Genomic DNA, 14,196 nt, shown 5'->3' on the forward strand with positions numbered 1-14,196 from the left:
TGTTTGCGGATCGGTCAACCACGCCCTTTGCGGGCATGATTGGCGGCCGCGATCCACACTGCGGCCAACCCGAACGAGGCAATTGCATTCCAGCTGGCCATCGACAGGGTGAACATCTCCCATGGCACCTCGTCACAGCGCGCAAGCGGGGCCGTCATGATCTGCTCCATCAGCTGTTGCGGCGTCAGATCGGTGACCGGTCCAGATGTGCAGGTCGTCGGCCCTTCCCAGAATCCGCGTTCAACGCCGGTATGATAGACGCCGATCCCGGCGGTTGTCAGCGCCGCCAACGCACCCAGCCAGGGCAACAGCGCCCCACCAAACAACAGTGCCAAGCCCCCGATACCAACAGCGGCGGCATGGGGGTAGCGTTGCCAATAGCACATTTTGCACGGTGCCATGTCCCCAAGATACTGAAACCCAAGCGCACCCAGCAGCAGTCCAGCAGAGCCCAGCGCAGCGATGACAATCAAGATACGTTGCATGATTAGAGAAACCTCAGAACAAAGAAGCCACCAAACAGAAGAACGACAAAGACAGTGAACATCAGCCCCAGCCGTCTTTCGATGAAATCACGTATCGGGGCGCCGAACTTCCACAACAAACCGGCGACGACAAAGAAACGCAAGGCCCGCGCTAGAATCGAAGTGGCTATGAAGGTTCCAATCGGCATGCCTGTCCAGCCCGACATGATAGTGATGACCTTGTAAGGGAAGGGGGTTACCCCGGCACCCAACACCGCCCAGAATCCAAAGTCGTTGAACCGGGTGTTGAATTCGGCCACAGCGTCGCCCTTGCCCAGGGATTCCAAGATCGGTTGTCCGATGCTGTCATAAAAGAACGCGCCAATGGCATATCCCAGCATCCCGCCCGCAACCGAAGCAACCAGCGCCACCAACGCAATCAGCCAGGCCCGCGATGGACGCGCCAGAATCATCGGGATCATCAGCACATCCGGAGGAATAGGGAAAACCGAGCTTTCGACAAATGCCACAAGGGCCAGCCACCAGATGGCTTTGGGGTGTTCGGCCAGGGCCATTGTCCAGGAATATAGCCGTTGCAGCATAAAGCCCTCCGCGCGTGCCTGCCCAGCTGATTGACCATGGCACCGGGGCAAGGTCAACCGGGATCACAAATTTCCTGCCCAATGAGTGCGTTTTCTGTGTTTTTGCCTCTGGACCTCGGCTTGCTCCTTGGGTAGATCTCTGTTCGAGGCCCAAGTGGCGGAATGGTAGACGCAGGGGATTCAAAATCCCCCGCTGGTGACAGCGTGCCGGTTCGAGTCCGGCCTTGGGTACCATTGATTTATAAGGGAAAAGCGGCTTTTGGTCGCTTGATCAGAAAGTAGCTTTTCCCTTGCCTCACACATATCAAGCAGCAGGCGATAATTTGGCGTTGGACTGGTCCAGTTTTGCTGTGCCAGGGATCCATGCTGGCTGGTGATTGACCATTTTGTGACGAAACCCGGCCAGACAGGCTTTCCTTGATACCTGCTGTGCGGGTGACAATGCTATTATGCGATGGAAGGCGAAATTTCTGTTTGGCGGCGGGCGACAAAGGCGTCCAACTCTTCGTGTCGGGCGATGTCCAGAGATGGGTGTTCATAGTCGCGCAGCAGAGCCTCGGCTTTTTCTGCGGCGCGTGTCTGCGTGTCCTTGCTGCCCCGGGCCTGCCATTGTTCGTAGGCCTCATAATCCAGGATCTCGGGAGCAAAAAATGCGTCCTGGAAGTGTTTGAGCGTGAATTCATCACCCAGATAATGCCCACCTGGACCGACGCGCCGCACCGCCTCCAACGCTTCTTGCAGGCGATCAAACCGCACACCGGCGGCGTATTTCGCCATCAACAGGTTCTGTTCCGCATCCACGATCAATTTGCTCAGACAGTGCACCATGCCCGCTTCGTCCCATCCTCCTGCATGGAGCAGGAAGTTTGCGTTTGAAGTGACTGCCGCCATGTAGGAGGTCGCGGATTCATATCCCGATTGCGCATCAAAACTCTTTGATGACGCTTGGGACGCGGTCGTGCGCCAGGGGATTTGATATCTGCGGGCCAGTTGGCCCACCAGCGCATTCATCTGGCTGACTTCGGGCATCCCCGACATCGGCGCGCCGGTTTTCATCGACACTGACACCGAATACTGCCCGTAAATCGTTTTGGTTCCGGGTTTGACCAATTGGGCATAGGCAATACCGGCGATGGCTTCGGCATTCAGCTGGGCGACGGTGGCCACCACATCGGCGGGTGTATTGGCTGCTCCCAGCACAAACGGAGAGATCAGCACAACCTGATTGGCAGCGGCAAACACCCGCAACCCCTCCAGCATGGTCGAATCCCAGACCAGCGGCGAATTGCCCGAGATCTGCCCCATGATGACGGCGTTCTGTTCGAGAAAGTCGGCTCCATGGGCAATTCGGGCCATGGCGATGGAATCCTCGGCCCGCTCCTGGCCGGTGGTCAGGCCGAAATAAGCCAGATCCGTTTCCACCAGATTGGTGTGATTGATGTGTAGATGCCGCCAGGGGACCGGAATTTCGGTGGGTTCACAGGCAAATCCGGTGGCCATGTGAAACCCGGGGCTCATCTGGATCAGCTTGTTGATACGACGCAGGTCATCGAGGGTGGAAAATCGCCGGGTGCCATCCAGATCCCGAATGTTCGGTGCGCCCTGCATCGGGCAGAAAGATACCGTATCCACACCGATTTCAAATCGGGTGTCAGCGCCGCGTCCGGTCATTTCAAACCGATCTGGTGCCTGTGCCAACAGGCCCGTGACCAGATCGGGGTCCAGATGCACACGCTGTCCGCGCACATCGGCACCCGCCTTCTTCCACTGGTTCAGGGCCACCGGGTCGCGGAAATCAATGCCGATTTCCTTGAGGATCCACAATGAGGCCAGATGGATGTGTTCCAGTTCATCCCGGCTGACCAGTTCCACCGGTTTGACCCCATAGCGAATGGTACCCAAACGCGGCGTCACCTCGGCCGCACGGGCCGCCTGCCGGGCACGGCGTCCCTGGCGGATGGGGTGGGGCGGTGTCTGGTTCATGTCATGGATCCCCCGATACCCACATCTCAGGTCTCCAACGGGGCAAGGGTTTGGATCATGGCCGCCTGGGCGGCGGCGTCAATCTGGCGCAGCGGGCGGCGAACATTGCCCAGACCATAGCCGCGATGATGTGCGGCCACGACGACGCATTGCATGTAATCATGGGTCCAGATGTGCAGCAGCGAAGGCAGCATCTTTTGCCACAGAGCCAAAGCCTGGACATGTTCACCGGCGGCCACGTGGTTATACAGCGCAACCGTTTCATGCGGCATATAGTTGGCACCGCCCCAGATTGCGCCAGTGGCCCCGGCCATAAGAGCGTAAACAGCGGTGGTGTCACAGCCATTCAGCACCTTGGCCCCGGTTTGCAGGTATTGTTGATGGGTGGTCAGATCGCCCGCGCTGTCTTTGATATAGTTGAAATTGGTCAGCGCGCTGAGGCGGGCAAACAATTCCGGCGAAACCGCCAATCCTGTGGCCTGCGGAATGTTGTAGCCAACAATATCGATGTCGATTGCCGCGTCGATTTCGCGATAAAATTCAAGAATGCCATCGTCATCAACCGGCCCCTCCAGATAGGGGGGCAGGATCATGAGCGCATCTGCCCCTGTGGCTTGGGCATGGGTGGATCTGCGGATCACCTCGTCCATGTTCAACGCCGATGTCTGACAGATCGCATTACAGCGACCATTGATCCGTTTGATCCCGGTTTCGAACAGCTGGTTGCATTCGGATTCGGTCAAATAGGGGTGTTGACCGGTGCCCGACCCCAGAACCAGCCCGTGAACGCCCGCGTCGATATAGGCGTCGATCAGACGCTCCCATTCGTCATAGTCAATTGCGCCGTCCTCCCCAAAGGGGGTCTGCATTGCCAGGTTGATCCCTGCAAGATTGGCCATCTGTGCCTCCGTTCATGTTTCCTTTCCGGCCCGTAGGAACCGGTATTTTGTCGTTGCCCTGACGCCGATTTCGGTCAGCCAGGCGGGCAGACCCCGATTTGGCTTGGGGCGGTTGTTCAGAATATCAATGCTGCGGCTGGATTTGCCCAATGCCAATTCCGCCAGCGCCTTGCCAAAACCGACGCCGCGCGCCACGCCGGTGCCGTTGCAGAATGCCGCGCCAAAAACGCGTGTCCCGAGTTTGCCAAACACCATGCCGCCATTATGCGCCATGGTCAGCAACCCGCCCCAGCTGTGTTCATATCCGATATGGGACAGGTCCGGATACCGCCGGTCAAAGGCGATCTGGTGATGCCTGTGGGCGCGATCGACGTCTGCCTGATGCGATTGAAACCCGCGGGCATAGGAATAGACATTTCGCAAAAACAAACGGTTGTCCTGTGTCAGGCGCAGCGTGGTGCCAAAGCTTTCGGCGGGGATGACGCCAAATGGGCCCCGGGCACCAACCGTTTCCAGTTCGGTTTTGGTCAAGGCCCGCGTCATTGATCCATAGGTATAGACCGGGATTGCGGTCTGTTCGAAATAACCGCTGGTGGTCAGATAGGCGGCATTGCACAGGCACAGGGTGCGGGCCCGTATCACCCCATCCGGGGTTTCGCACAGATGGTGCTGTGCCTCGGTCGAGATCCCTGTAACCGGCGTCTTTTCATACACGGTCACGTTCTCCGGCAGCGCCGTAACCAGATTCACCAGATATTTGGCGGGCTGCAGCAAAACGGTTCCCGGTGTGTGAAGGGCCGATACATAGTGTTTTGACCCGGTTATGGATTGAATTTCGTCCTTGTCGACCCAGCTGAAATCCTTGCCGATCTGGGGCAGGGCGTGGGCCATGTCGTGCAGACATTGTACACCGCGATCTGTTGCAGCAGCGTGGTATTTTCCCGAAGCATCCCAATCACACGCGACACCCAGATCGCTGACGGCGCTGTGCATGTATCTGATGCCTTCGACATTGACGTGAAATTCTTCGGCGTTGCCTGTCTTGTCTTCGGCAAAATGTTTGTTGCGCGGGTTATGGGCGAGATCAATGGCAAACCCGGCGCAACGGCCGGCTGCATTGTTGCCGATGCGGCCCGCATCCACCAATATGATCCGCGCATTCGGAGCGAGATCAGCCAATCGACGCGCACAGTGCAATCCCATCCAACCGCCGCCCACAACCAGATAGTCACAGGTTATGTCAACACTCAGCCGACGGGCCGGTGTCCGGTTCCCAAGTGCCGCGTACCACCCGGAAGATGAGGGCTCCATATGAACATTCTTTAGCTTCATACGGTGATATTAGGGAGAGACGTGATTTTCAGTAGATAGTCTTTGTTCATCTGGATATTAGTTGAATTTATGTCTGGATTGCAAAAACTCCTCCCGTCTGCCAATGCGCTTCTGGTGTTCGAAGTGGCCGCCCGGTTGCAAAGCTTCAAGGCGGCGGCGTTGGAATTGAATGTGACTCAGCCCAGCATCAGCCACACGATCAAATCCATGGAAGCCCATCTGGGAGTGCAATTGTTCGAACGCGGCAATCGTGGGGTGCGTCTGACCAAAGCGGGCGCAGAGCTGAACGCCGTTCTGACCCCGGCCTTGGCACAGATCGAAGACAGGCTGCGAAACATTTCCGGACACGACAGCCAGACCATAACGATTGCCGCATCGACGTCGGTTGCGGCGCAGTGGCTGTTGCCGTTGACGGCCATATTTCAACGCGCGCATCCGGGGATCAATGTGCGCATCATGACCACCGACCGGAACGTCGAGCCGGGAAATGAAGTTGATCTGACAATTCGCCGGGGTTTGCTGAACTGGAGCAGGCCGAACAGCTGGATGCTGTGTCGGGAGGAACTGTATACGATTTGCAGCCCCGCATATCTCGAACGGGCCGGTCCGGTTCGGGGTTTGGAGGATCTGAAAAACCATGCGATCATTCACAACGCCGAACCGTTTCGCAACAGAATGACCTGGCAGGGGTGGTTGAAGTGTCAGGGGTTTGAGGGGCCGGAACTGCCGGAAACGCTGGTCCTGAACGATTACCAGCTGGCTTTGCAGGCCTGCCTGGCAGGCGAAGGAATTGCATTGGGCTGGTCAATCACATCAAAGAACCTGGTAGATACCGGGATCCTGGTGCGACCTTTGTGCCAGGAAATCCATACTGACTATGGGTTCTACATGATTGGCCCCAAAGCCCTCGAAATCTCGCGCGCCCGGATGAAATATGTCAATTGGTTGCGCGAAAACGTATGACGGGCCACCGCATTGTGGACCCCATCAGGGCAACCGCTGTGGCTACTGGGTTCTGATCCAGTCTACAAAAGCTTTGACGCTGTTTTGGACCTTGTCGCGACGTGGGCGTGCGATGAAATAGCCATAGTCGGCGAGCGCCTGATCCGACAGGTGATACAGCTTTTGTTCGTGCAACTCGCGGTCGATCAATGAATCCATGAGAGCAATGCCCTGGCCGTCTATTACGGCCTGGACCCGAACATTGGGGTCAGGGATGATCAGCGTGTCCCGTCGGATCCGTGGTGGCAGGTGGGCCATGTTTAGCCATTCGGTCCAGGCATTGCTGTCATCGTGATCCCGCAGCAACGTAAAGGTCGAGAACGCCTGTTCCAACCCAATCTCATTGACCAGCGCCAGGGCGGCTCGATTGCCAACGGGGTAGGCGGGGCAGGGCAGAAAGGGGATGATTTCTTCGTCCTGCCACTGTCCGTTGCCCCATCTGATTGCAATGTCGACGCCTTGGGCCTTGAGATCAAAAAGCCGGATCATTGGCTGCAGGCGCAATTGGATGTCAGGATGGGCCTGCATAAACGACATCAGCCTGGGCGACAGCCAACGGGCTGCGAAATAGGTTGAAACACCCACCGTCAAACTGCGGGTTGATGTTCCCTTGATCACCTGAATATCGGATTCGATTTCTTCATAATGATCCTGACAGAGGGTCAGCAGCTTCTGACCTTCGGCGGTCAGTGTCACACCGCGCGCGTTGCGATGAAACAGTGCAAGCCCCAGATCCGTTTCCAGCGTTTTGACCTGATAGCTGATGGCCCCTTTGGTCATGTTCAGAGCGTGGGCGGCATCCGAAAAGCTGAGGTATCGGGCGATTTCGACAAACAGCCGCAGGGAGTCGTGATGGTGAAAACGAACAGGCATGGAGAACCGTTTAAAATACTTGAACGCAAAGAGCAAAATTTATCCATTGTCGGATCACAAAAATCCTAAAATATAAAGCCAATGGAAATCTCGGGAGGGGTTTGAGTTGGAAAAAATGAACGTTCTGGGGCATATTACCCAACGTGGACGTCTGCGTCGGGGCCGATTGACCCGACACAATGCACCCCAGCCCGTGCCCGTGTATCGGCACCGCAAGATCCCGGTTTACGACTTGCTTGGGGATGCGGCATTGACCCGGATCGAGGATCAGGCCGATTGGATCCTGGACACGATCGGTGTCGAATTTCGGGGGGACGAAACAGCGCTCGCGCTCTTTGCCGCGGCAGGGGCGCGGGTTGATGGCGCGCGCGTCCGGTTTGAACCGGGGCTGGCCCGGCATCTCTGTGCGACGGCTCCGGCGGAATTCAGGCTGCACAGCCGCGACGCGACCAATTCGGTTGATCTGGGGGGCGACAATCTGGTGCTGATGCCCGGATATGGGGCACCATTTGTGACCGACCTGGACCGCGGGCGGCGCTATGGCACGCTGGATGATTTTCGCAACTTTGTGAAGCTGGCGTATATGTCCCCCTGGCTGCATCATTCCGGGGGGACAGTGGTTGAACCGACGGATGTTGCCGTGAACAAACGGCACCTGGACATGATGCTGGCCCATCTCACCCTGTCAACCAAACCGTTCATGGGGGGCGTGACATCGCCCGGGCGTGCCCAGGACAGCATCGACATGGCCCGATTGGTTTTTGGGGCTGAGTTCATGGACCGGAACGCCGTGATGCAGGCCAATATCAATGTCAATTCTCCTTTGATTTATGATGACACCATGTCGGGTGCCTTGCGGGTGTATGCGGCGGCCAATCAATGCGTCTGCATCTCTCCGGCCATTTTTGCCGGCGCCATGGGGCCGCTGTCTCCGGCGGCTGTGGCGGCGCAGACCTTGGCCGAGGCCATGGTAGGTATCGCGCTGAGCCAATTGGTGCGCCCTGGGTGCCCGGCGGTGTTCGGCAGCTTTCACTCGTCGATGAACCTCAAAACCGGAGCGCTGACCTTTGGATCTCCCGAGGCCAATATGACGACAATGGCGATGTCCCAACTGGGTCGCAGGCTGGGTGTGCCCGTTCGATCGGGAGGGGGGCAGGTCACCGCGTCCAACGCTGCGGACGGACAGGCAATGCAGGACAGCGCAGATGCGATGTGGGCAACGTTGCTGTCCGGCGGGCATCAGGTCTGGCACGCGGCTGGTTGGCTCGAAGGGGGGCTGGTCATGTCCTATGAGAAATTCGTCATGGATCTCGACCATTGTGGCGCGATGTTGAAGATGTTGCAGGGCTTTGGGGTCGAAGACGAAGACTTTGGTCGCGACGCCTATCACGAGGCTGGACCGGGTGAGAATTTCCTGTCGACGGGCCACATCCTGCGCCATTACACCACCGCGAATTTTCAGCCCCGGATCCCCGAAGCGGGGCCATATGAAACCTGGAACGAAAACGGTGCCCAGACCGTTGATCAACGCGCCACTGCGCGTTGGCAGCAGATGCTGGCAGCGTATGAACCACCCGACATGCAAGACAACATGCGCGCTGCGCTGATGGAATTCGTGGCCGAACGCAAAGCCGCCGTGCCCGATGAATGGTATTAGGAAGGACCCCAAAATGACCAAAGAACTTAGCCGCACGTCGGCTCTTGCTGCACGACATATTGCTCTTGGATCCGGGCTGGAGGATTGGAACGGGATGGGCACAGCCTGGACCTATGACACCGACCCGAATGATGAACATGATGCGGTGCGGGATCGGGCCGGGATGTTCGATATGTCTGCGCTCAAAAAGGTTTTTGTGCGTGGCCCGGATGCGCAGGCGGTTCTGGATCATCTGACCACGCGGGATCTGTCCCGGCTGGTTCCGGGCAGGTCGGTTTACCTGTGTGTTCTGACCGACTCTGGCGGCATTGCCGATGATGCGATCGTGTCGAACAACGGTGGCGAGGAATGGATGATCGTGCACGGGTCCGGTGACACCATGGCGCTGCTTGCGGCCTCGGCAGTCGGGCGGGATGTGGCGTTGGAGTTTACAGACGAATTGCATGATCTGTCAGTCCAGGGGCCCAAGGCCCTGCAGATTCTGAATGCGCATTGCGATATTGATTTGGCCGCTCTGGCCTATTTTGACCACAGGCCGGTCCATTTGTTTGGCCACCCGTGCCGGATTTCACGTACCGGATATTCCGGTGAACGTGGGTACGAGATTTTTGCCGATGGCGGGGTGATCAAGGACATTTGGGACAAATTGGTTGATGCCGGTGTCATGCCCTGTTCGTTCACTGCCCTGGACAAGGTCCGGATTGAAGCCGGTCTGTTGTTTTACGGGTATGACATGACCCAGGCCCATACCCCCTGGGAAGTTGGTTTGGAGTTCACGGTCAGCACATCCAAGGGAGATTTCCGCGGCAAGGAGGCCGTGATGGCGGCCCGGGGAGATGAAAAGATCACCAATGTTTGCCTGGATATCAAACATTCCGACATGGTCGAAGGCGGAGAAGTGTTGTCGATAGGGGGCAGCGCCGTGGGCGTGATCAACAGCCCCTGCTATTCGCATCGTTTGGGCAAATCTCTTGCGCTCGCGCATGTTCAGACAGGGATCCCGGTTGGGACTGTGCTCAGCGTTGCAAGCGAAACATTTGAAACCACGGCGACCATTGTCCCAAGCCCGATCTACGATCCGAAAAAGGCGCGCACGCACAGCTGACAAGAGCGGGGTGACGGCTGCGAACACACCCGAACAGATCGGTTTGTCCAATGATCTGTTCGGCGTGGCACAGGTGTTGCGGGCATCATCTGTGGCAGATGGCAGTGGCTGATGACGGCTCTGGTGCGGCGGATGCAGCCGCGCCTGAAAACCGGTTTTGTCGATTTGATCCGATGAACTGGGACTTGACGACATCAAGTCCAGATTGCCAAACTGAGCAAAGGATTATGCAACCAATCAGAGTTTAAAAACCAATATCTGAATTGCAGGCGGGGTATGACATGCGAAAGACGTTTTGGAGTGTTGTCTGCATCGCGGCCAGCACCATGCCCTTGGCGGCCCAAGAATGGCAGGTTCTCGGTGGTATTGAGGCGGTGTCCAATTACGTCTCCAATGGCGTCACCCAGTCCAATGGAAACCCCGCAATCCAGCCTTGGGTCGAGATCAACAATGCCCATTTCTACGCTGGCCTGTGGGCGTCGAACGTGGATTTTGGAAATTCCGACGATTACGAACTTGATATCTATCTGGGTTATCGGCGCAGCTTTGCGAATGATCTGTTTATCGACCTCGGCTATGCGCGGTATCTGTATGACGGGACCGGGGATTGTTGCGGTGAATTGAAGGTGACGGCCGCCTATCCCATTCATGATCGGGTCGGGCTGTTGGGGTATGTTGCCTACAATCCCGAAAGCGATGAATGGAACCGCCGTGCGACCCTGGCCTACAAGGTCAACGACAAGATTTCGCTGTCAGGGACGTATGGATATTCCGATTTCAACCAACATGATTACTGGGATGTCGGGGCGTCGTTTCCGCTGACGGATACGGTGGCGATGGATGTCCGGTATCAAGGGTCCGAAGCCGGGGACGAAGGGGTGGTTGTCGGTGTGTCCTGGTCTGCGTCGCAGGTGAGCATGGCGCAGCTGTTTTTGGCCCCCTTCCGCCGGTAGCGACACGCCTGGCGGACCAGAGCGTGGCGGTGGATGCCAATCGCACAACGCACACACGAATTTCAACTTGCAACATGTTGTGAACAAACGATTAGATCCGGCTGAATCCGCCGTTTCAGCCGACGATGGTATACCGTTGGCCGGGCATTTGTTTCCGATCTTACCCGTCGGCTCTCGAAATTGTCGCTAGTCAGATGTTGGCTGACGCAATCCGCTGACCGGGCCCCCGAAACGGTCGCTTAGAATGCTGTACCAAGCTTTGGTGCGGCCCCGACACCAGATCGATCAACGAGGCATCTGGGAGGACGCGCGACATGAAGGACAAGACCACAACAACCGAACAGGCAATGGCCCTGATCCGCACTGGTGACGTTGTGACCACGACTGGCTTTGTACAAAGCTGTATTCCAGAGATGCTGCACGCGGCGCTGGAAAAGCGCTTTTTACAGGAGGGCGCGCCCCGTGACCTGACGTTGATCATGTGTGCGGGGGCGGGCGACAGCAAGGGGCTGGGCACTGGCCGTTTGCACCATGATGGGTTGTTGCGCCGGGTGATTGCCGGCAATTTTGGCCGGATGCCAAAGGTGGCCCAAGCCGCCCAGGAGAACAAGATCTGCGGGTATAACCTGCCACAGGGTGTAATCTCGCAGCTGTATCGCGCCTGTGCTGCGGGGCAACCGGGGCTGTTCTCCAAGGTGGGTTTGCACACCTATGTCGACCCGCGCCATGGGGGCGGCAAGGTCAACAAGGTCACAAATGAAGACATCGTCAGCCATGTCGAAGTCGAAGGCGAAGAGTGGCTGTTTTACAAGGCGACCAAGATCGACGTTGCGTTCATCCGCGGAACCAGCGCCGACAGGTCCGGCAATATCAGCATGGAACGCGAGGCGTTGACCCTGGACTGTCTGGCCCAGGCCATGGCCGCCCACAACAATGGCGGTATCGTCATTGCCCAGGTCGAACGCATTGTCGAAGATGGCTCGATCAAACCCAAGGACGTCAAGATCCCCGGCTTGCTGGTGGATTGTGTGGTTGTCGCGGATGATCCCGAGATGCACCGGATGAATTATGGTGTTCAGCACAACCCGGCCCTGTCCGGCGAAATCCGGGTGCCGGTCAATGCCATGGCCAAGATGCCGTTGGAACAGCGCAAGATCATCGCCCGGCGCGCCGCATTCGAATTGCCACCCAATGGGGCGGTCAACCTGGGCGTTGGTGCGCCCGACGGGGTGGCCGCAGTGGCAAACGAAGAAAAGGTTACGCCGTATATCACGTTGACCACCGAGGCCGGGGCCGTAGGTGGGGTTCTGGCGGGCGGTTCCAGCTTTGGCAGTTCGGCCAATGCGGATTCGATCATCGACCAGAACCAGATGTTCGATTTCTACGACGGGGGCGGGTTGGATCTGACCTGTTTGGGGATGGCGGAATGCGATGCCCAGGGCAGCGTCAATGCCTCGCGGTTTGGCGGGCGGCTGAATGGCTGCGGCGGGTTCATCAACATCTCTCAGAATTCGCGCGCGGTGGTGTTTGCCGGGACGTTTACCGCCGGCGGCCTGCGTGTCGCCGTCGAAGACGGACAACTGCGCATTGTTCAGGAAGGGCGCAACAAGAAGTTCGTGCGCCTGATCGAACAGATCACCTTCTCGGGGCCCTATGCATCGGAACGCTCGCAGCCGGTTCTGTATGTCACCGAACGCTGCGTGTTGCAGCTGACACCCAAGGGGCTGGAGCTGATCGAGATCGCTCCGGGGATCGACCTGCAGCGCGACATTCTGGATCAGATGGAATTCAAACCCATCATGGACAATGTCACCACGATGGATCCGCGCATTTTCCGCGATGAACCCATGGGGCTGATGGATGACCTGCTGAACCTGAACCTGCCGGAACGGATCACCTATGATACCGAGCGCAACCAGCTGTTTGTCAATCTCGAAGGCTGGAGCGTCAAGAAAATGCGTGACATCGAAGATCTGTCACGGGTTTTGTCGGAGGCGTTCGACAAGAGCGGGCAGGGCGTCAATCTGGTGATGAACCAGAACGGTTTTCGCATCGCCGAGGATCTGCAGGATGAATACGCCGAGACGGTTGGAAAAATGCTCGACACATTCAGCGCCTCGGTGGCCCATTACACCACCAGCGCCTTTATGCGTCTGAAGATGAAGGAAACCTTGTCCAGCCGCGGAGTCCAGCCGCATATTTTTGAAAGCGGCGAAGAGGCGCAGCAGGATTATTGGGGGTCCTGAATTGGAAACGGCGCTGAGTGTTCAGCGCCGTTTTTCGTTGATCTGCCCGGTTTGGTTCAACCAGCTTCGGCCTGTGCGGCGGTGACTGCGATCATGTGAACGATGTCTTCGTCGTTGCAGCCGCGCGACAGATCGTTGGCGGGTTTGTCCAGCCCCTGCAGGATCGGCCCGATGGCATTGGCACCGCCCACACGCTGGGCAATCTTATAGGCAATGTTGCCAGCATCCAGATTGGGAAAGATGAAAATATTGGCGTCGCCGCCCAGGGGGGAACCTTTGGCCTTGGACGCCGCCACGGTGGGGACAAACGCGGCATCGAATTGCAATTCGCCGTCGATCAACAGATCAGGGGCCAGGTCGCGGGCCATGTCGGTTGCGGTCGCGACTTTGGTGACGCTGGGGTGTTTGGCGCTGCCTTTGGTCGAGAAAGACAACATGGCCACCCGAGGTTCATTCGCGGTCAATGCCTGGTAACTGGCGGCCGAGGCCAACGCGATTTGTGCCATCTCTTCGGCCGATGGATCGACCACGAGGCCGCTGTCGGAAAACACAAACGCCCCTTTTTTGGCGTGGTGATCCTGACAGAACAGCATCAGGAAAAAGCTGGAGATCAGTTTCGACCCGGGTTTGGGGCCGATCACCTGAATGGCGGTGCGGACGATTTCAGCCGTGGTGGTGATGGCCCCACCCACGGTGCCATCGGCACGACCGGTTTTGACCAAAAGCGCGGCAAAGACATGCGGGTTGCGCACCGCGACTTTGGCGTCCTTGGGGGAAATCCCTTTGTGCTTGCGCAGCTCAAAAAAGGCTTCGGCCATCTGCGGATTGAGCGGGGAGGTCTCGGGGTCATGCAGTTCGATGCCATCGGATGCGGCACCGATCGCATCCAATCCAGCACGGATTTCGCTCTCTTGCCCGACCAGCACAATCCGGGCAATGCCCTGATCACGGGCTGTGACGGCTGCCTTGATCACCCGGGGGTCGGCCCCTTCGGACAGTACGATCTTCTTTTGCGACCGGGCCGCGTTTTCCAAAAGCGTTTCCAGCGGTTTCATCGTTCACGTCTTTCTTTGGTAGGGG

Annotated in this window: 12 protein-coding genes and 1 tRNA gene; 6 read left to right on the forward strand and 7 right to left on the reverse strand. The window is 57.7% G+C overall.

Features of this window, described 5'->3' with window-relative positions:
* Nucleotides 1-14: 14 nt before the first annotated feature.
* The gene (locus tag K3727_10400; protein UWQ93154.1) at nt 15-485 is read right to left on the reverse strand and encodes a disulfide bond formation protein B; all 471 of its coding nucleotides are present in this window, start codon (nt 483-485) and stop codon (nt 15-17) included.
* Nucleotides 486-487: 2 nt separating this feature from the next.
* Nucleotides 488-1,066, reverse strand: coding sequence for a DedA family protein (locus tag K3727_10405; GenBank protein UWQ93155.1), 579 nt, complete (start codon nt 1,064-1,066; stop codon nt 488-490).
* 148 nt (nt 1,067-1,214) lie between these two features.
* Here K3727_10405 and K3727_10410 point away from each other — a divergent pair.
* Nucleotides 1,215-1,300, forward strand: a tRNA-Leu gene (locus tag K3727_10410).
* 213 nt (nt 1,301-1,513) lie between these two features.
* Here the strand turns inward: K3727_10410 and K3727_10415 are convergent.
* From K3727_10415 to K3727_10425, 3 genes are read right to left on the reverse strand one after another with little or no spacing between them, the layout of a single operon-like run.
* The gene (locus K3727_10415; GenBank protein UWQ93156.1) at nt 1,514-3,049 is read right to left on the reverse strand and encodes a trimethylamine methyltransferase family protein; all 1,536 of its coding nucleotides are present in this window, start codon (nt 3,047-3,049) and stop codon (nt 1,514-1,516) included.
* A gap of 26 nt (nt 3,050-3,075) precedes the next feature.
* Nucleotides 3,076-3,948 (reverse strand): dihydrodipicolinate synthase family protein, encoded by an 873-nt coding sequence (locus K3727_10420; protein UWQ93157.1) that lies wholly within the window; start codon nt 3,946-3,948, stop codon nt 3,076-3,078.
* 12 nt (nt 3,949-3,960) lie between these two features.
* Nucleotides 3,961-5,280 carry an FAD-binding oxidoreductase gene (locus K3727_10425; protein ID UWQ93158.1) on the reverse strand — a complete coding sequence of 440 codons (1,320 nt, stop codon included), beginning with the start codon at nt 5,278-5,280 and terminating at the stop codon, nt 3,961-3,963.
* A 69-nt stretch (nt 5,281-5,349) separates the two neighbouring features.
* Here K3727_10425 and K3727_10430 point away from each other — a divergent pair, with 69 nt between their 5' ends.
* Nucleotides 5,350-6,243 (forward strand): LysR family transcriptional regulator, encoded by an 894-nt coding sequence (locus tag K3727_10430; protein ID UWQ93159.1) that lies wholly within the window; start codon nt 5,350-5,352, stop codon nt 6,241-6,243.
* Between the two features lie 42 nt (nt 6,244-6,285).
* On the opposite strand, the gene K3727_10435 is transcribed toward K3727_10430, so the two are convergent.
* Nucleotides 6,286-7,155, reverse strand: coding sequence for a LysR family transcriptional regulator (locus tag K3727_10435; protein UWQ93160.1), 870 nt, complete (start codon nt 7,153-7,155; stop codon nt 6,286-6,288).
* Nucleotides 7,156-7,270: 115 nt separating this feature from the next.
* Here K3727_10435 and K3727_10440 point away from each other — a divergent pair, with 115 nt between their 5' ends.
* The 4 genes from K3727_10440 (at nt 7,271) to K3727_10455 (ending at nt 13,116) form a co-directional block, all read left to right on the forward strand.
* Nucleotides 7,271-8,812, forward strand: coding sequence for a trimethylamine methyltransferase family protein (locus K3727_10440; GenBank protein ID UWQ93339.1), 1,542 nt, complete (start codon nt 7,271-7,273; stop codon nt 8,810-8,812).
* A 13-nt stretch (nt 8,813-8,825) separates the two neighbouring features.
* Nucleotides 8,826-9,917, forward strand: a complete 1,092-nt coding sequence (locus tag K3727_10445) for an aminomethyltransferase family protein (protein ID UWQ93161.1) — start codon at nt 8,826-8,828, stop codon at nt 9,915-9,917.
* Nucleotides 9,918-10,198: 281 nt separating this feature from the next.
* Nucleotides 10,199-10,870, forward strand: coding sequence for a TorF family putative porin (locus K3727_10450; protein UWQ93162.1), 672 nt, complete (start codon nt 10,199-10,201; stop codon nt 10,868-10,870).
* A 314-nt stretch (nt 10,871-11,184) separates the two neighbouring features.
* On the forward strand, nt 11,185-13,116 hold the full coding sequence (locus K3727_10455) for a malonate decarboxylase subunit alpha (protein UWQ93163.1): 1,932 nt from the start codon (nt 11,185-11,187) through the stop codon (nt 13,114-13,116).
* A gap of 56 nt (nt 13,117-13,172) precedes the next feature.
* Here the strand turns inward: K3727_10455 and pta are convergent, their stop codons facing one another.
* Nucleotides 13,173-14,171: a phosphate acetyltransferase gene (pta, locus tag K3727_10460; protein ID UWQ93164.1), complete on the reverse strand. Its 999-nt coding sequence runs from the start codon at nt 14,169-14,171 to the stop codon at nt 13,173-13,175.
* Between the last annotated feature and the right edge of the window lie 25 nt (nt 14,172-14,196).

Source organism: Rhodobacteraceae bacterium M382, assembly GCA_025141015.1.
In the GTDB taxonomy this organism is placed as follows: domain Bacteria; phylum Pseudomonadota; class Alphaproteobacteria; order Rhodobacterales; family Rhodobacteraceae; genus Aliisedimentitalea; species Aliisedimentitalea scapharcae.